Consider the following 17896-nt stretch of genomic DNA (forward strand, 5'->3'; position numbering starts at 1 on the left):
AATAAATTATTATCTATTTTTCTGGTCGATTTCTTCCATTAAATCTACTTTTGCTTGTGAACGACCACCTGAAAAGTCACTATCAAGCCATGTGTCTAAAAGCGAGACGGCAAGAGATGGTCCGATGACGAGTGCCCCCATAGTCATAATATGTGCGTCATTACTCTTTCTCGCCCGCTCTGCTGAGTAGGAGTCATGAATTTGTGCAGCTCTTATTCCGTGGATTTTGTTAGCAGTAATCGCCATTCCAATTCCCGTGCCACAAATCAGGATTCCACGATCATACCCATTATTTTTAACTTCTAATGCTACTTTTTCGGCGATGCTAGGGTAAAGTACTTTTTCATTTTCAAAGCTACCGAAATCCGTGCATTCAATATTTTTCTCCTGTAAACGTGCGATGAGAACTTGTTTTAGTTCAAATCCCATTTCATCACAACCGATTGCGATTTTCATGCTAAATCATCCTTTCATTTGGCTAACGATAGCAACAATATCTGCGAAGTTTTGAGGTTTATGACCAAATCTTCCAACAAATAAGCCATCTACGTTTTTTTGACGAACAATTTCTGCGGCATTTTCTTTGCTAACAGAGCCGCCATAAATAATTCTTACAAGTGAGTCGTTGCCACCATTTTCACGAATGATGTCTCGTAAAGTTTGGTGCGCATTTTCGATATAAGTTATATCCGCAGAAGCAGCTTTGCCGATTGCCCATTCTGGTTCGTATGCTAAAACAATATTTTGCCACTCAGATAAAGCAATTTCTCTAAATAAAGCTTTGATTTGTGGTTGGAGTGCTGCTTTTAAATCAAGCCTGTTTGTTGCTTGAATTTGCTCCCCAATACAAACGACAGGAGTAACTTTTGCGTCTAGTGCTAGCTTGATTTTCTTTGCGATTTGGTTTTCCTCTTCATGGAAAATATTTTTTCGTTCGGCATGACCAAGCTCTACATAATTTGCTTTTAAATCAATTATCGATTCTACTGAAAACTCCCCAGTAAGGGGGCCGGATCTCTCCGGCGCCATATTTTGTGGACCAAAACCAAATGAGCGATTTGCTAAAATAGTGGCAGTTGTTTCTAATGTGCCCATCGAAGGAAAAATGAACGTATCCACATTAGAAAAATTTTCAAGTAGGGGGATAGTTGATTCTAACCATTCAGCTGTTTCTTTTCGCGTGTTAATATAATTTTTCATATTAATACCAACTAAAGGTTTACGCATAAGTTAGACCGCCTTTTTTAAATTTTCTAAAATAACATTCATTAGCATCCAAGACGACTCCGAGCCAGGATCAAGGTGACCAATCGCTCGTTCACCAAGTCTTAAAGCGCGTCCTTTTTTAGCGATAAGTGGAATAGTGGACTGAGCGCCAGCGTGCATAGCATCAACAAACGCGGTAAAAGTAACTACAGGATCTGCATCTACAGCCCGGTTTTTTAGAACTTCTACCCCTGGCAAAAAAGCATCCATCATAGTTTTATCACCAAGTTCTGCTTTTCCGCGATGTTGAACTGCCGCCGCTCCGTTAATAATCATGCCGCAAAGATCATCAAAGCTAAGTTCCGTTTTTCCTGCTACATCCGCACCACATTTCATAAAAAAGCTACCGTAGAGCGGACCAGATGCACCGCCAACTTTACCTAATAAAATCATTCCGGATTTTTTGAGTAAAGTTGCAACATCAGGGGATACTGCTAGCAATTCGTCTAATTGTTTATTTACTTCACGGAAACCGATGCTTAAATTGATACCATGGTCACCATCGCCAATGTCTGAATCTAGCTCGGTTAAATAATCACGTTCTTTTTCAATTAGCGCTCCCATATCTTGTAAAACTTGGCCGAAAAAAGCACTATCCATAACTAATTCGCTCATTTTTATTCCTCCAGTAGTAATTTAGTCCAATTTGAAGTATGGTGTGTCGCAAGGGGTGTCTAGTAATTCTTTTAGTTCATCATCTAAACGAACAAGAGTAATCGACATCCCAATCATATCCATCGAAGTTGCATAGTTCCCGACAAGTGGATGATGAATTTGAACTCCTTTTTCTTTCAAAATTTCATCGACACGGCGATAACAAATATATTGGTCCATTACTGGTAAACCGCCGAGTCCATTAATTAAGACATGTACTTCTTCACCAGCTTTAAGTTTCATCTCTTCTAATAAAAATCCCATAATCTGGTCAACTACTTTATCTGCTGGTTCAACGGAAGACCGTTTTATTCCAGGCTCCCCATGAATTCCCATACCAACTTCCATTTCACCTTCATGCATTTCAAAAATTGCTTTACCGGTTACAGGAAGTGTAGAAGAGGATAATGCGACTCCCATCGAATAAGTATTTGCATTTGCTTTTTCGGCTGCTTGTTTTACAGCGTCTAGGTCAAGTCCTTTTGCTGCTGCTGATGCCGCTGCTTTAAAGACGATTAAGTCACCAGCTACACCGCGCCGATCTTCCACTTTTTCTGCGGAATAAATATCGTCAGTTACAAGGACAGTTTCTACGCGTATTCCGTCGTCTGCCGCCATTTCTGCGCCCATATCGAAGTTCATCACATCGCCAGCATAATTTCCGTACATATAGAGACAGCCTTTGCCGCTATCAACAGCTTTTACTGCATTGTAGCAAGGTTCGGGGGAGGGAGAAGTATTGATATTACCTACAACAGCAGCATCTGCAAAATCTTTCCCAACATAACCTAAGAAAAGTGGTTCGTGTCCAGAGCCGCCACCAACAATGATACGTACCCGTGGTTCTTCGCTTATTTGTTTGCTAACAATAACGCGTTTGTCATTTTCGGCAAAATCAACATATTTTCCTTGTGCCGCCACATATCCAGCCAACATTTCTTCTACTGCTTCATAGCCATCGTTCACTAAACGTCTCATTTTTGTTCCTCCTCAAAATTTTTATAAGAATAAGGATAATAAAAATCCGCCAATAGTTCCACCAACAAGTGCTGCCGCCAGATTTACCACTGATTTAGAAAATTTTCCGCCTGTTAAAAGGGAGGCAGTGAATACACCAATTCCGGCTGCAACTGCCATATCTACCCAAACTGTACCAGATTGATAGATCATTGATTTTGGGATACCGTGATTAATAGTCCAAACTGTTCCAACGATAAATGCTGCTGCCATCCAACCTCCGATAGCGCCCCATTCATCAACCATTTTCCCCCACATCATTCGAATAGCAAAAGGGAATAAAAATCCACCTGCAATCGTTGCTAATGCAATACTTATGCTCATTATTTACACTCCTTTTTAGACTAATTGATTTTTGTTTAAGCGTTCTTCTTCTTGAATATTTGTGCCAGGTTCTGTTTTTTCTTGTTTTGCTTCCTTTTTCTTTGCCATATCTTTTTCAATAATTGCTGAAACAATTCCCGCAAGTACTGCGCCAATTGCTACAAGACCAATTGTTGGTAGCGAAGTAACAAGCTCGCTGCCACCTTGAATAAAGACGTCACGCATAATTCCGCAAATCCCAATTCCAACAGCCATGTCGACAAACGCAGCATCTTCATCGTTTTCAATTAAACCAACATAGTGATTCATAAACCACATTGGACCAATAATGATAAAAGCTGCTAGATAACCTCCGAAAATACCATAGTCAGTGGCAAGGGGAGTCCAAACACTCATAACAAGCATGCCTGCAATACAATAACCAATTGTTCCTCTAAAGAATTTCATAATAAACTCCTTTCAAACATAGTATTGTCATGTAAAATTAAATTTACAATATTACCAATTATTAAGTTGCGTTTTATTACGTTTAATGTGTATTTGTAAGTTCCTGTAAAATAGCTTCTTTGGATGGATTAACGAGAGATTGAACAGCGGCAGTAAAAGCGCCTTCAACTAGTGGGGCATCAATAATAGTAGTTTTTTCGAGAAGGTCGGGGTCTAATAATTCTAGTGATGTTTCGGCACTTAAGATAGCGCTTCCAATATCGCAAAAAATATAAATATGTTCTGAATGAGTGCAAGCAGAAATATTATCTGCTATCATAAGTGCGTTTGTACCAAGACGGCCATCACCAGTTCCCCCTGAAGATATAACATGTACCGTATCGCCAACCATTTCAACAATCATTTCTTGTAGTCCTTCTGTGATTTTCTGGCTATGGGATACTAAAATAATACTTATCATCGCGTTGCTCCTTTCTGTTTTTAGTTGTGTTTGTTTGTTGTTTAAATCCTAACATAATTGCGTTTTGTTGTAAAGTATTATTATTTGTTGTGTTTTTGAGAATAAATTTGTGTTTTGTTATTTTTTTAGGTAATATGTATATACATAAAGAAATCATTTATAGTCAAAGGAGGGCGAGCAGATGTTTCCATTTGAAAGACAAAATAAAATAATTCATCTACTAGACCAAAATAACAAAATTACTGTACCAGAATTAAGTCGTATCTTGGATGTCTCTATTAGCACCATCCGAAATGATTTATCTGCATTAGAAGAAAGCGGGATGATAAAAAAAGTGCACGGGGGTGCGGTACTTTTAAAAAGCGAAGAAAAATTTACTAATTTTAACGATCGAATTATTCGTAATATAGAAGAAAAAGAAGCAATTGCGAAGGAAGCGGTGACTTTAGTAAAAAACAACCAAACAATTATTCTGGATGCTAGTTCGACTGCACTTGCGCTTGCGAAAGAATTACACGGTTTCACCAGACTCACTGTAATTACAAGCGGACTTTATACAGCAATTGAGTTAAAAGATAATCCAAATATTAGCGTTATTTTAACTGGTGGTATTGTTACTACAAATTCTTTTACACTTGAAGGTATTCTTGGTTCTAATTTAATTGAAAATATTCATGCGGATATATGTTTTATGTCAGCAAAAGGCTTTACGATGGAAGAAGGTTTAACAGATTTCAACATTTATGAAACGGAATTAAAGCGACTTTTAGCTAAGCGAACTAATAAACTCGTGGCATTGTTGGATCACACCAAAATGGGGGTTATTTCCACTGCGAGTATCACGGCGGCGGAAAATATTAATTTATTGATTACAGATAACAAAATAAATCGTACATTATACAAACAATTTCAAGATGGCGGATTGCCCGTGAAAATTGCAGAGTGAAGATTTAATAAGAGGCAATAAGTTGACCAGTATGCGACGGGATTATTTTTATTGTATGGACGCTCTAGCTGATAATTTATACAAATAATGTGTGTGTTATAAATCTGCACCTGCCATAGTTGGAATGCTTTATCAGGGTAGAAACAAATGACTAAATAAGTTGCAAGAAAAAACCAAGAATGTGCAAATGTTTGCTATGCTTGGTTTTTTTTGATGGAATAAATAGGTGTTAATTAAATGAAGCTTCAGTTTGCGACAGTATAGGAATATAGTGTTATAGTTTGTATATAGTCTGGAAAGGAAGTGTTTTTATGAAAAAATTACCAACTGCAGAACGAATTGTTGAAATTAGAAATGATGCAAAACGAAGCAAAGCGATGGAAGCATACAAGTTTTTTTATCCCACAGTTTCAATGGTATCGAATTTTGAAGCACTTGAATCTTTAGGAGCAAAAGCAAATAAAGGGTTTCTTATCCAGTTAACAACACCTGATATTAACGCACTTACGCAAAATTCAGATACACCATATGGGTTAGGGTACGGCGATGTTACTGAAGGACCACTAGTACTAGAATTAGCTCCAGGACCTATTATGGGAGTCATTGATGATATTAATTTTAAATATGTGACCGACATAGGCTTAGCAGGCGAGGACCAAGGGAAAGGGGCTAAATATTTATTTTTACCACCCGGATTTGACGGAGAAATTCCAGCAGGTTATATCGTTCGAACTCCCGCCAGCAATCGTTTTTTAATTTGCTTACGTGCAGTAGTGCAAGGAGCGGGTACGGAAAAAGCCTTTGAATTATTAAAACAAATAAAAGTCTATCCACTGAAAGATAAAGCTAATCCAGCAGAAAATATTTTTACGGACTATTCTCATAAAAAAGCAGAAGCGACACCGTATTTTGTAGATGGTAAATTTGCTTTCTGGGAAGAATTAAAAAAAGCTATAGATATAGATGAAATAGACAAAGAATATTACCAAATGTACGGTTTACTTGCAGAAATTGGAATTGAAAAAGGAAAACCATTTTCTCTGACTGCTGATATGGTGAAAATTTTAACCGAAGCAGCTGAATTGGCAGATGAGCAGATGACTATTAACGCTTTTGCGAGTGATGTACCGGAAAGACTTGTATGGGAAAATAAGCGTTGGGAATGGGTAGTTTATGGCGGAGATAATGGTTATTATTTAGATAATTATTTGTCATTATCCGTACGTGAGCGTTGGTTCTATCAAGCGACACTGGAAACGCCAAAAATGTTTATCCGTCGTGAAGGAAGCGGCTCAATTTATTGGTTAGGAATTCGCGATAAAGATGGTGATTTCTTAGATGGAGCGAAAAGTTATACTTTAAAAGTGCCAACTCCTGTTCCGGCTGGTCTTTACTGGTCAATAACTGGTTATGATCTTGATACACGTTCAGAAATTGTTTCAAATGGGAAAATCCCTGTTATTAGTTCTTTAAAAAGAGATTTTGAAGCAGACGCAGATGGAAATATTACATTGTTTTTTGGACCAGAAGAACCAACAGATAGCGCGCTCCCTTGGATTCAAACTGTTCCGGGACATGATTGGTTTGTGTATTTCCGAATATATGGACCAGAAAAACCAGCTTTCGACAATAGTTGGGAATTAGCAGATTTTGAAAAAGTGACCGAAAAAAGGTAAAGGTTAAAAAGAGAAAGTTTGATGAGTAATGAGTGAAGGAAGAAACTATAAAAGCAAAAAATAAAATAAAAACCATCTATTGACAGCGATTTCAATTGATGATAGTATGTGTTTGTGGCTTGTTACCGGTAATGCGGGCAATACCTAATAAGTAAGAGTGCGCTCTGCTTTTGGGTATTGCCCTTTTTTGTTCAAGTCCAAAATGATGGTGGTGATAAATTTGAAAATTGAGAGGATATTTAATAATAATATTGTCAGTGCGAGGGGCGAGGATGCGCATGAATTATTGATTTTAGGCAAAGGTCTTGGATTTAAGTCTAAAGTTGGTGATGAAATTAATGAATCGCTCGTTGAAAAAATATTTCAATTGCAGGATGAGGCCGTAAGCAATAAATTCAAAATGATTATTGACGAAATTCCGCTTGCTATTATTGAAATCACGGATGATGTTGTCCAATTAGCGAAACAAAATATCTCGAAAACAATAAGTGACGTCATTTATATTTCTCTTTCTGATCATCTTTATTTTACTACACAACGTATGGAACAGAATTTAGTCATTCAAAATCCTTTATCTTGGGAAGTGAAGCGCTACTACCCAGAGGAATATGCTGTGGCAAAAGAAGCAGCAAAGATAGTCGAGAAACGCTTAGGATTAGATTTACCTGACGAGGAAATTTCTAATATTGCGCTCCACTTTGTTAATGCGGAAATTAATAACAGCATGAATGACGTAACCCACATTATGCAGTTGCTTCAAGAAATCATGAATATTATTAAATATCATTTTGTCATTGAATTTGATGAAGATAGCACTAGTTACTTCCGGTTTATGACGCATCTGAAATTTTTCTGCCAGCGAGTGATTACTGGTGAGGCAATGGATGAGACGGAAGACTATTTATATCAAGTAATGTATAAAAATTTGCCAGATATATTCGCATGTATTGATAAAATTGCTGTATTTCTGGAAAAGAATTATTCATTTAAAATGAGTCATTCAGAACAACTATATCTCGGAATTCATTTGGACCGAGTATTAAATAGAAAATAATAGGCTTGTTACTGATTTTTTATATCAGGCAATACCTGAACAGACTGCTCCTTATTTTGGTGCGTTTCTGTTCAGGTTTTTCTTTTTTTAAAACATATTTAGGAGGATTAACATGGACTACAGTCAATTAGCAAAAGAGATTATCCAAGCAGTCGGTGGAAAAAACAACGTAAATGAAGTCTTTCATTGTATTACACGGCTTCGTTTTCAACTGAAAGATCAATCAAAAGTTGATATTGCTAAATTAAAAAGCTTAGATAAAGTAATGGGGACAAACGTTTCCGGAACGCAATTCCAAATTATTATCGGCAATGATGTACCAAAAGTATTTGACGCAATGACAGAATTAAATCCAGCTTGGAAAAATAAAGCAGATAATGCTACAAAACCAAAATCAAAAGGTGTAAAAGGTTTCTTTTCAAATATGTTTGATGCTATTTCAGGCGTATTTGCACCAATTTTACCGGCAATTGCTGGAGCTGGTTTACTTAAAGGGTTTATGGCATTGTTCGTATCATTTGGTTGGTTAGCTGCGAATACCGAAACCTACCGAATTTTAATGGCGATTGGTGATGGCGTATTTTACTTCCTACCAATTCTTGTAGCTGTTAGTGCAGCACGTAAATTTGGCGCGAATATGTATGTTGGTTTAGCAGTTTCGGCCGCGCTACTTTATCCTGATTTGACTGCACTTCTTGCAAAAGGTGTGACAACTCATTTTCTAGGGTTACCAGTTACTTCGGTCTCTTATGCATATTCTGTTATCCCAATTCTAATTGCGATGTGGTTTATGGCCGTAGTAGAGCGTAATGTTGATAAAATTATTCCCTCTTCCCTAAAATTACTGTTTGTCCCATTAATTACAATGTTTATCGTTGTTCCTGTAACATTAATTGTTATTGGACCACTTGGCACGTTTGTTGGTGATGGTATTTCTGGTGGGATTAACTGGCTATTAAATAATGGCGGATTATTCGCAGGTCTGATTTTAGGTGGAGCAATGGCGATTATCGTTATGACAGGTATGCACTATGCGATTGTGCCATTCATTATAAGTAATTTAGCTAAATATGGTTATGATAAATTTTTACCACTAACTTATATTTCGAATATGAGCCAAGCAGGAGCAACATTTGGTGTATTCTTCCGTTCTAAAGATAAAAAAGTAAAATCATTAGCATTTTCAACTGGTTTAACGGCTTTGATGGGTGTAACGGAACCAGCAATGTATGGGATAAATATTGTCTATAAACGCCCATTCATGGCATCACTTATTGGTGGAGCAGCTGGTGGTGGATTCGCGATGTTATTCGGAGTTAAAGCTTACGTATTAACAGGAAATGGCGGAATTCCAGGGCTTCCGGGCTTAGTAGGAGATACTTTTGTTTATGCCCTAATTGCTATGGCACTAGCATTTGTTGTTTCGCTCATTTTCTCATATATTTTTGGAATTGATGAAACAGTAGCAATATCTGATTTAGATGAAGCACCAAAAACAGTGGATACAGTCCAAATGGGTGAAAAGCTTAATGCACCGGTTTATGGTGAAATGAAAAATATTAAAGAAGTAAGTGATGCAACTTTTGCAGATGAAATGATGGGTAAAAGTGCAGCATTTCTTCCAACAGAAGGCAAATTATTTTCACCAGTTAATGGAACGATTATTTCTGTCTTTAAAACAAAACACGCAATTGCGATTAAAAGTGATTCCGGAGCAGAAATTTTATTGCATGTTGGAATTGATACAGTGAAATTAGATGGAAAATATTTTGAAGCACACGTTAAAACTGGTGATATTGTTGAACAAGGCGATTTATTGTTAACTTTTGATGCAGAGAAAATTAAAGAAAATTATGATTTAACAACCATTATGGCAGTTACCAATACTAATGATTATGCTGCTGTCGAGTTAGTAGGATCGGGAACTATGACACCAAAAAGCCAAGTATTAGAATTAAGGAGTGAAGCAAATAATGAGTAAATCCGTATTTCCAGCAGACTTTTTATGGGGTGGTGCAACAGCCGCTAACCAATTTGAAGGTGGCTATAATTTAGATGGGAAAGGGCTAGCCGCAGCAGACTTATTTAGTAGCGGAACCCACACCGAGCCACGGAAAATCACCGCAGAAATAGACGAAAACTTATTTTACCCAAGTCATGAAGCAGTAGATTTTTATCATCATTACCCCGAAGATATTAAGTTGATGGCAGAAGCTGGTTTTAAAACATTCCGCATGTCGATTAACTGGACGAGAATTTTTCCAACTGGAATGGAAAGTGAGCCAAATGAAAAAGGGCTGCAATTTTACGAAGATGTTTTCTTGGAATTGAAAAAATATAATATCGAACCGCTTGTAACAATAGCTCATTTTGATATTCCGCTACAAATTACAAACGAACTAAACGGCTGGGCGAGTCGCAAAGTAATTGATTATTATTTACAGTTTTGCAAAACGATATTTACACGATATAAAGATACTGTGAAATATTGGCTGACTTTTAATGAAATCAACACTGCAACAATGGAAATTGGGAATTATTTAACACTTGGAATTAGAAATGCAGAAGGCGATTTCCTTCATCAAAAAGACGATCCAACTATGCGTTTTCAAGCTTTGCATCACCAATTTGTTGCCAGTGCAAAAGCAGTAGAACTTGGTCACGCAATCAATCCTGATTTTATGATTGGCTGTATGATCGCGTATATGCCAAGATACCCGCGGACCTGTGAACCAAGCGATGTCTTGCTTGCTAAACAAACAGAAAACATGCATAGCCATTTCTGTGGGGATGTTCAAGTAAAAGGAGCTTATCCATTTTTCGCAAAAAAATATTTTAAAGAGCATAATATCGAAATCGAATTCGCGGATGGAGATGAAGAAATTTTGCGCAAAGGGACAGTAGATTTTTATACATTTAGTTATTATTTATCGCTATGTGCTTCTAACGATCCCGCTTACAAAGATACCGGAAAAAGTGTTATCGGAGGCGCGGAAAATCCTTATTTACAAACAAATGCCTGGGGAATGCAAACCGATCCAGTGGGGCTGCGAATTTCTTTAAATGACATCTATGCCCGCTACAATGTCCCAATTATGGTCGTAGAAAATGGTCTTGGTGCATATGATAAATTGGAAGAAGATGGCACTATCCAAGATGCTTATCGTGTAGATTATTTTAGAGATCACATCATCCAAATGAAAAAAGCAGTAGAAGATGGCGTAGATTTAATTGGTTATACAATTTGGGGTTGCATTGACTTAGTAAGTGCCTCAACTGGCGAAATGGCAAAACGTTACGGTATCATTTACGTAGAAAAATATGATGATGGCACCGGAAGTTATGCAAGACGTAAGAAAGACTCTTTTTATTGGTATAAAAAAGTGATTGAAACTAGTGGGGAAGATTTAGTTTAATACGGAAGAGAAACAAGTGAAATTCTGTTTCAGAAAATGATATATAATTATATAGAAAAGGTGATTTGCGAAATAAGCAAGCCACCTTTTCTTTTCATATGTATAAAACTATCGGCTCATCAAACAAGAATTAATTTAAAAAGATAGCATTGTCCAAAAATTCGACACATTTTATAGATGTATTCTTTGTTATACTATAGATATTCTAATATTTGGGAGATAAGTGCTAATGGATTTTTGGGATATTTTAGAAATAGAAGCAACGCGAGATAAGAAGGCAATTAAAAAAGCTTATGCTATCAAGCTTAAACAAATACGTGCCGATGAAAACCCAACAGAATTTCAATTGCTAAAAGAAGCCTATGATGCTGCAGTAAAGTATTGTAAGGGAGAAAAAGTTACAGGAAATTTTGACATAGTGGAACAAGTAATTCCTCCGAATATAATGGATGAAGAATTTGTTTTAAATAGTGAGAAAAAAATTGTGAAATCAAAACAAATAAGAAAAGATTTTATGTTGAGTGTATATTCACTAATAAAAGACTATTCCATTCGATTAGATTTAAGCAAATGGGAGAAAGCCTGTGAATCAATGGACACTTGGGATCATAATGTGTTTCTCGAGAACCAAAAAGTAATTTGTTTAATTTTATATACATATTATAAAGGGATACCAAAATCAATTATCCATTTTTTATTCGAACGATTTGAATTATTAAGTTTAAATTTGGCAATGGATGGTTCTGATGAGATTATGAATGATTTTATAGGGCAGATACAACAGATTTACGATGTTCCAGATTTTCAATTTGCAAATTATAGTAAAATTCCTAAAGAAGAACGAGATAGTTATTATGATTTCAGGTATGATTACTACTACAATTTAAATGGAGGAAGAACAGATAGTTTTTTTGATTTTAAAAAAGCATTTGATAAAGCGGAAGCGATGCAAGTAGAAGATGCTGATTTTATGAACATCCTTGCTCAGTCTGTTTTTTTAACGGATTTCCCGCACAATATTAGAAATCATAAAATAAAGAAATATGCAGAACTGGCATTAGAAATTGATAAAGAAAACCCTACTAGTAAATTTCTTTACTTTTATAGCCAAGTTTTTCGAAACTTTAAAATAAGTAGAAATGGGGTAGTATTTTTAGAAAGTAATCCCACAATTAATTTGAAACTTGACTTGTTAAATTGTATGAGCGGTTTCATTTATTATTTTGCGATTGGTTATAATGATAAGGCGTTACTTTGCTGGGAACAAGTGGAAAACTCACTTTTTTTTCCAGCATTTCAAAGAGAATTGGCGAAAATTCGGACTGATAAAGATAAAGAAATAAAGAAAGTAAAAATTCAAACAATAAAAGAAGCGGAAAGAAAAGATAGAAAAAAAATTAAAGAAATAGAGGCAGCCAAAAAAACAGAAGCAAAACGAATTGTAATTGAAAATGAAAATATCCAAAAGGAAAAAAATTCTGTAAACGTAAACCAAGCACCTGAAAAAAAATGGCGAAAATGGATTTTGATTCTACTCGCTATATTAATACTTGCGATTGGAATTAGAAGTTACCTTTACATCAAGCAAGTAGATGAAAACAAACCAAATATAACAGAAAAAGAACAAAAAAGTATCAATAATTCAATCAAAAATCCAAAGCTAGATTTAGATGGGAGGTAATGAATAATAAATATTAGTAATTTTTGTCAATAATTGTAAATTGACAAAGTGACTTAAATATTCGCACTAAAATAAAAGCGTGTTGATTCGGGATTCAAACAGAACTGACCCACATTAATAGGCCAGTGGTTACCAATCAACACGCTTTTTTTATTTATTCAGTAATTCCCGTTCCATTTGCAGACGTTGTACTTTCATTGTTGCAGTTCTTGGGATGTCTTCATATTTCATTACGATAGGTTCGTTCATATGTGGTAAATCAGAAACTGCTTTCCACCAAGGATCCCATTTCATTTCTTTGTCACCATGGACGGCGATAATTGGTTGTGGGCTACCATTTTTGCCGCGGATGATTACGACCTCATCCAAGAAAGTTAGTGTATCAAGTAGTTTATCTTCAATTGCAAGGGTGCTATCAATCGTTTCCACTAAATCCACTTGGCGATCTTGTAAGAATAGGCGACCAAGTTCATCTTTCATACCATAATCGCCACTATCCCACCAAGGGCCATAAACATTTTCTTCAAAACGAGCCTCTTCTTTGTAATACGTCAGTGCGCGCCCTTTGGAAAGCATTTGAATATTCCCGCTAACACCAGCTGGTACAGAGACTCCATCTTGATCGACAATACGAACTTCTGTAAGTCCAGGCATGCCAATTCCCATATCACGTGCATTTAACGTTTCGATGGATTTTAATGTATGAGCACGTAAAATCATCGGTCCACATTCACTTTGACCATAAATTTGTAAGAAAATCGGTTTTTTATAAGACGATGTGCGTAAGAAAGTAGCCATCGTTTCTTTATTAATTGCATCAAATGTAGAGTGATAAAATTTAATACTTTCAAATACATCTGGTTTTTCGCGCGCAAGGGAAGCCCATTGTACAAAGTGATTTGGATGTGTTTCAAGTACATATGGTTTATATTCACGTAATATTTTAGTGATATTTTCTTTAGATGGGTTGGCAATTGGAAGCAGTGGGAAGCCAAGCGACATCAAGGAAGAAACACCAATATTAAAGCGAGAATGTACAGGCGATATATGGAAAGCAACAAGGTCTCTTGGTTTGATGAAATTAAGAATACGGCGTTGATATTTTGTTCTCCAGCCCATTGAATTCGCAGAGTGGGCAATCAGTTTTGGTATTCCTGTTGTTCCGGAAGTGTGGGTCATATAAGCAATCATATCTTTTGGAAGCTCTTCTTGCGGACATGTATAATCGCCAATTGGTGTTTTAAACACTTGTTCAGCATTGATCAAACGGCTGTCCGGTAAATTATTTAATTGATGACTTTTAGAAGAAGTTTCACTATCAAAAAGCAACCAAGGTTCGTCCAGTCTGTTAACAAAAATATCAATTGTTGATGCTGGAAGGTGAGGCGAAACCATGATTGGTACTGCACCAAGATAAGAAATCGCAACAGCTAAAACATAGGAATCAAATTTGGCTGATTTATAAACAATGACTTTATCGGCTTTACGAACTCCAAATTTATGCAAGTGTGCTGCTTTTTGAATAATTGCCGCTTCACACTTTTTATAAGTCGTATGTAGTCCTAATTCTGGAAAAGTGACGAGCTCTTCATCAAAATGAATTGGCATTTCTGGATAACGCTCTGCAGCATCTTTAAAATTGGTATAGAGGTTTAATGGTTCATACTTATTAATCATATATGGCGTAGCTCCTTTAACATTTGATGCTGTTATTATATCATTTTGTTGAAATAATGAGGAGTAGTTATGGAAAAGATGCAGCATTTTTATAAGAAGTCTGTAAATTCCTCTTTTTCTTACTTTAACAAATCCTTCAGTTGCCCTGTAAAGATATCGCAGTTAATGCTATAATTATGTTAAGATAATCACAAACTTTTAGACAGAAGAAAAATTATTCAAAAAAGTGGAGGTACGAAAATGAAAAAAAGGTTGTCAATAACACTCATCATGCTGCTATCACTTGTACTAGTCATTGCTGGCTGTGGAAGTAATAACACAAGTAAGAGCGACAAGGTTGAAACAAAAGAGAAGGAAAAAACAGAAGTAACATCAGGAGCATCCAAAACAAGCTACACAGATCCATCTGAATTAAAAGATAAATATGATATTGTTATTGTTGGTGCAGGTGGGGCAGGAATGTCAGCAGCACTCGAAGCAAAAGCAAAAGGAATGAACCCAGTAATTCTTGAAAAAATGCCACTAGCAGGCGGAAACACTATGAAAGCCTCTTCCGGTATGAATGCATCTGAAACTAAATTCCAAAAAGAACAAGGAATTAACGATAGCAACGATAAATTTTACGAAGAAACATTGGCAGGTGGTCACGGAACAAATGACAAAGAAATGCTACGTTTCTTTGTTGACAATTCCGCAAGCGCGATTGATTGGTTAGATTCCATGGATATTAAATTAAATAACCTGACTATCACAGGCGGAATGAGCGAAAAACGTACACACCGCCCAGAAGATGGTTCCGCAGTAGGTAAATACCTAGTCGACGGTTTATTAAAAAATGTCCAAGAAGAAAAAATTCCAGTATTTGTTAACGCTGATGTAAAAGAAATTACTCAACAAGACGGAAAAGTAACTGGAGTAAAAGTACGCCTTAATAATAAAGAAGACAAAAATATCAGCTCTAATGCAGTAGTTGTAACAACAGGTGGCTACGGAGCAAATAAAGAATTAATCGAAAAAGAACGTCCAGACTTAAAAGGATACGTAACAACCAACCAAGAAGGAAGTACTGGCGACGGTATTAAAATGATTGAAAAACTTGGTGGTACAACAGTTGATATGGACCAAATCCAAGTTCACCCAACTGTGCAACAAGATAAATCTTACCTGATTGGTGAAGCTGTACGTGGTGAGGGAGCCATTTTAGTTTCACAAGAAGGAAAACGTTTTGGGAATGAATTAGATACACGTGATAATGTGACAGCTTCCATCAATAAACTACCTGAAAAATCAGCTTACCTTATATTTGATTCAGGTGTAAAAGATCGCGTAAAAGCAATTGCTCAATATGACGAAATGGGCTTTGTTGAAGAAGGCGCAACTATTGATGAACTAGCGGGCAAAATCAATGTACCAAAAGAAGAATTAACAAAAACGTTAGATACTTGGAATACTAGCGTGAAAAATAAAAATGACGAAGCGTTTGGCAGAACTACAGGTATGGAAAACGAATTATCTAAAGCGCCGTATTACGCAATTAAAATCGGTCCAGGAATCCATTACACAATGGGTGGCGTGAAAATTAATACTAATACAGAAGTTTTAGATAAAGATGGTAAACCAATTACAGGATTATTTGCTGCAGGAGAAGTAACAGGGGGCTTGCACGGAGAAAATCGTATTGGTGGTAACTCAGTAGCTGAAATTATTATCTTTGGTCGTCAAGCTGGCGATAAATCAGCTGAATTTGTAAAAGAACAATAATATTTTCCGAGTAATAGTTTGTGATTAGAAAAGCTTGCGGAGACACTTTTTAATAAGTGTTTTCGCAGGCTTTTTAGTTGCTAGAATTTGTTTGCGGTAAAGGATTTATAGTATTATGAGTAAGTGAGGATGAATCGGCTAAAGTCGAAAAAAGTACATATCCGAATGATCATTGGCAGTTCCCACACAACAGTCATAGCCTTTGCCACTTGTTAAAATAAAAGGAGGAATCATTATGTTGAAAATGGGTTTTATTGGTAATGGAAAAAGCACCAACAGATACCATCTACCATTTATTTTAGAACGCGAAAATATCCAAGTGAAAACAATTTACAATCGAAATCCAAAAACGGCAACTTGGGATAAAATCGAAGGCGTGCACTACACAACCGACTTAGAGGAACTTTTAACTGATCCAGAAATTCAGCTAATTACAATTTCGACAACACAAAGCTCTCATTTTGAATATGCTAAAAAGGTGTTAGAAAATGGCAAAAATGTCCTAGTCGAAAAACCATTTATGATGACGTATGCAGAAGCAAAAGAAATTTTTGAGTTGGCAACAGAGCGAGGGCTAATTGTTCAATGCTATCAAAATCGCCGCTTTGACTCTGACTTTTTAACAGCTCAAAAAGTGATTGAAAGCGGAAAACTAGGAGAACTTTTGGAAGTGGAAATGCATTATGATTATTTCCGACCTGAAATCCCTGAATCTGTCCATGAATTTAAGTTTTATGATAGTTACTTGTATGGTCACGGTTGCCATACCATCGACCAAGTGCTTTCTTACTTCGGAAAACCAGACGATATTCATTATGATGTTCGCCAATTACTCGGAGAAGGCCGAATGAACGACTATTTTGACCTTGATTTTTATTACGGAATTACAAAAGTCTCGGTAAAATCAAGCTATTTCCGCATTAAAGCTCGTCCAAGCTTTGTTTTGTATGGAAAAAAAGGAATGTTCACGAAAGAAACAAAAGATCGCCAAGAAGAACATCTAAAACTATTTTATATGCCGAGTCATAAAGATTTTGGAATTGATTTACCAGAACATTACGGCACATTAACTTATGTGGATGATGCGGGAGTATGGCATGAGGAGAAAGTCATTTCCGAAGTGGGCGATTATGGTCGTGTGTACGATGATCTCTATGAAGCCATTATAAATGGAAAACCGAAGCAAGTAACAGACGAAGAAACGCTACTACAAATGGAAATTTTGGAAAAAGGCGTCGAAGCTTGTAAATAAGGAAAAATGCCGCGAGAGAATCTTGCGGTATTTTTGTGGTGTAATACTGTAGCAAAAAGTGTGTTATTAGCATATTGATTTCGTGAAAACAGACCATTTTGTGACAATTCAATGAACTTTTTTCACTTCAATTATATTTTAGAAAATTATTGCTATACTTATTTAGTAAACAAGCAGTTGGGAGGAAACTTATGGCTGTGAAAAAACACCAATAGTTTTAATAGTATTAACTATTTTTCTGTTAGTAACATTAAGATTCATAGGC

16 protein-coding genes are annotated in these 17896 nt (G+C 36.2%); 8 read left to right on the top strand and 8 right to left on the bottom strand.

Annotation, left to right across the window (positions count from 1 at the left end; genetic code table 11):
* Nucleotides 1–9: 9 nt before the first annotated feature.
* From rpiB to dhaM, 7 genes are all read right to left on the bottom strand, one after another.
* The gene (gene rpiB, locus HCJ45_RS03070) at nucleotides 10–456 is read right to left on the bottom strand and encodes a ribose 5-phosphate isomerase B (RefSeq protein WP_185346023.1); all 447 of its coding nucleotides are present in this window, start codon (nucleotides 454–456) and stop codon (nucleotides 10–12) included.
* Between the two features lie 6 nt (nucleotides 457–462).
* Nucleotides 463–1227 (bottom strand): triose-phosphate isomerase, encoded by a 765-nt coding sequence (locus HCJ45_RS03075; protein ID WP_187123973.1) that lies wholly within the window; start codon nucleotides 1225–1227, stop codon nucleotides 463–465.
* Between the two features lie 3 nt (nucleotides 1228–1230).
* Nucleotides 1231–1881, bottom strand: coding sequence for a dihydroxyacetone kinase subunit DhaL (gene dhaL, locus HCJ45_RS03080; protein WP_187123974.1), 651 nt, complete (start codon nucleotides 1879–1881; stop codon nucleotides 1231–1233).
* A 21-nt stretch (nucleotides 1882–1902) separates the two neighbouring features.
* Nucleotides 1903–2898 (bottom strand): dihydroxyacetone kinase subunit DhaK2, encoded by a 996-nt coding sequence (gene dhaK2 / locus HCJ45_RS03085; RefSeq protein ID WP_187123975.1) that lies wholly within the window; start codon nucleotides 2896–2898, stop codon nucleotides 1903–1905.
* A gap of 21 nt (nucleotides 2899–2919) precedes the next feature.
* Entirely contained in the window at nucleotides 2920–3261 is a 342-nt protein-coding gene (locus HCJ45_RS03090; protein ID WP_185346015.1) for a Lin0368 family putative glycerol transporter subunit, read from the bottom strand.
* Between the two features lie 15 nt (nucleotides 3262–3276).
* The gene (locus tag HCJ45_RS03095; RefSeq protein ID WP_185346014.1) at nucleotides 3277–3708 is read right to left on the bottom strand and encodes a Lin0368 family putative glycerol transporter subunit; all 432 of its coding nucleotides are present in this window, start codon (nucleotides 3706–3708) and stop codon (nucleotides 3277–3279) included.
* An 82-nt stretch (nucleotides 3709–3790) separates the two neighbouring features.
* A complete protein-coding gene (gene dhaM, locus HCJ45_RS03100) occupies nucleotides 3791–4168 on the bottom strand; it encodes a dihydroxyacetone kinase phosphoryl donor subunit DhaM (RefSeq protein ID WP_185346012.1) in 378 nt (125 codons plus the stop codon).
* Nucleotides 4169–4349: 181 nt separating this feature from the next.
* Between dhaM and HCJ45_RS03105 the strand changes: the two genes are divergently transcribed.
* The 6 genes from HCJ45_RS03105 (at nucleotide 4350) to HCJ45_RS03130 (ending at nucleotide 12941) form a co-directional block, all read left to right on the top strand.
* Entirely contained in the window at nucleotides 4350–5114 is a 765-nt protein-coding gene (locus HCJ45_RS03105; RefSeq protein ID WP_185346010.1) for a DeoR/GlpR family DNA-binding transcription regulator, read from the top strand.
* A 311-nt stretch (nucleotides 5115–5425) separates the two neighbouring features.
* Nucleotides 5426–6790 carry a DUF1214 domain-containing protein gene (locus HCJ45_RS03110; protein ID WP_187123976.1) on the top strand — a complete coding sequence of 455 codons (1365 nt, stop codon included), beginning with the start codon at nucleotides 5426–5428 and terminating at the stop codon, nucleotides 6788–6790.
* Between the two features lie 220 nt (nucleotides 6791–7010).
* On the top strand, nucleotides 7011–7844 hold the full coding sequence (licT, locus tag HCJ45_RS03115) for a BglG family transcription antiterminator LicT (RefSeq protein WP_185380997.1): 834 nt from the start codon (nucleotides 7011–7013) through the stop codon (nucleotides 7842–7844).
* A gap of 112 nt (nucleotides 7845–7956) precedes the next feature.
* Complete coding sequence (locus HCJ45_RS03120) at nucleotides 7957–9825, top strand: beta-glucoside-specific PTS transporter subunit IIABC (protein WP_187123977.1); 1869 nt, start codon at nucleotides 7957–7959, stop codon at nucleotides 9823–9825.
* Entirely contained in the window at nucleotides 9818–11260 is a 1443-nt protein-coding gene (locus HCJ45_RS03125; protein WP_187123978.1) for a glycoside hydrolase family 1 protein, read from the top strand. Before HCJ45_RS03120 ends, HCJ45_RS03125 begins: the two co-directional genes overlap by 8 nt.
* A gap of 229 nt (nucleotides 11261–11489) precedes the next feature.
* On the top strand, nucleotides 11490–12941 hold the full coding sequence (locus HCJ45_RS03130; RefSeq protein WP_187123979.1) for a J domain-containing protein: 1452 nt from the start codon (nucleotides 11490–11492) through the stop codon (nucleotides 12939–12941).
* A gap of 150 nt (nucleotides 12942–13091) precedes the next feature.
* Here the strand turns inward: HCJ45_RS03130 and HCJ45_RS03135 are convergent, their stop codons facing one another.
* Nucleotides 13092–14618, bottom strand: a complete 1527-nt coding sequence (locus tag HCJ45_RS03135; RefSeq protein WP_187123980.1) for an AMP-binding protein — start codon at nucleotides 14616–14618, stop codon at nucleotides 13092–13094.
* Between the two features lie 240 nt (nucleotides 14619–14858).
* Here HCJ45_RS03135 and HCJ45_RS03140 point away from each other — a divergent pair, with 240 nt between their 5' ends.
* Both HCJ45_RS03140 and HCJ45_RS03145 read left to right on the top strand, forming a co-directional pair.
* The gene (locus tag HCJ45_RS03140; protein WP_187123981.1) at nucleotides 14859–16379 is read left to right on the top strand and encodes a flavocytochrome c; all 1521 of its coding nucleotides are present in this window, start codon (nucleotides 14859–14861) and stop codon (nucleotides 16377–16379) included.
* 235 nt (nucleotides 16380–16614) lie between these two features.
* Entirely contained in the window at nucleotides 16615–17631 is a 1017-nt protein-coding gene (locus HCJ45_RS03145) for an oxidoreductase (RefSeq protein WP_187123982.1), read from the top strand.
* Nucleotides 17632–17896: the final 265 nt, after the last annotated feature.

The sequence above is a fragment of the Listeria immobilis genome, from assembly GCF_014322845.1.
Lineage (GTDB): Bacteria > Bacillota > Bacilli > Lactobacillales > Listeriaceae > Listeria > Listeria immobilis.

What these genes read in the sequence shown, in the direction of transcription:
- rpiB (WP_185346023.1), bottom strand. Translation starts at nt 456, where the DNA reads ATGAAAATCGCAATCGGTTGTGATGAAATGGGATTTGAACTAAAACAA.
- HCJ45_RS03075 (WP_187123973.1), bottom strand. Translation starts at nt 1,227, where the DNA reads ATGCGTAAACCTTTAGTTGGTATTAATATGAAAAATTATATTAACACG.
- dhaL (WP_187123974.1), bottom strand. Translation starts at nt 1,881, where the DNA reads ATGAGCGAATTAGTTATGGATAGTGCTTTTTTCGGCCAAGTTTTACAA.
- dhaK2 (WP_187123975.1), bottom strand. Translation starts at nt 2,898, where the DNA reads ATGAGACGTTTAGTGAACGATGGCTATGAAGCAGTAGAAGAAATGTTG.
- HCJ45_RS03090 (WP_185346015.1), bottom strand. Translation starts at nt 3,261, where the DNA reads ATGAGCATAAGTATTGCATTAGCAACGATTGCAGGTGGATTTTTATTC.
- HCJ45_RS03095 (WP_185346014.1), bottom strand. Translation starts at nt 3,708, where the DNA reads ATGAAATTCTTTAGAGGAACAATTGGTTATTGTATTGCAGGCATGCTT.
- dhaM (WP_185346012.1), bottom strand. Translation starts at nt 4,168, where the DNA reads ATGATAAGTATTATTTTAGTATCCCATAGCCAGAAAATCACAGAAGGA.
- HCJ45_RS03105 (WP_185346010.1), top strand. Translation starts at nt 4,350, where the DNA reads ATGTTTCCATTTGAAAGACAAAATAAAATAATTCATCTACTAGACCAA.
- HCJ45_RS03110 (WP_187123976.1), top strand. Translation starts at nt 5,426, where the DNA reads ATGAAAAAATTACCAACTGCAGAACGAATTGTTGAAATTAGAAATGAT.
- HCJ45_RS03120 (WP_187123977.1), top strand. Translation starts at nt 7,957, where the DNA reads ATGGACTACAGTCAATTAGCAAAAGAGATTATCCAAGCAGTCGGTGGA.
- HCJ45_RS03125 (WP_187123978.1), top strand. Translation starts at nt 9,818, where the DNA reads ATGAGTAAATCCGTATTTCCAGCAGACTTTTTATGGGGTGGTGCAACA.
- HCJ45_RS03130 (WP_187123979.1), top strand. Translation starts at nt 11,490, where the DNA reads ATGGATTTTTGGGATATTTTAGAAATAGAAGCAACGCGAGATAAGAAG.
- HCJ45_RS03135 (WP_187123980.1), bottom strand. Translation starts at nt 14,618, where the DNA reads ATGATTAATAAGTATGAACCATTAAACCTCTATACCAATTTTAAAGAT.
- HCJ45_RS03140 (WP_187123981.1), top strand. Translation starts at nt 14,859, where the DNA reads ATGAAAAAAAGGTTGTCAATAACACTCATCATGCTGCTATCACTTGTA.
- HCJ45_RS03145 (WP_187123982.1), top strand. Translation starts at nt 16,615, where the DNA reads ATGTTGAAAATGGGTTTTATTGGTAATGGAAAAAGCACCAACAGATAC.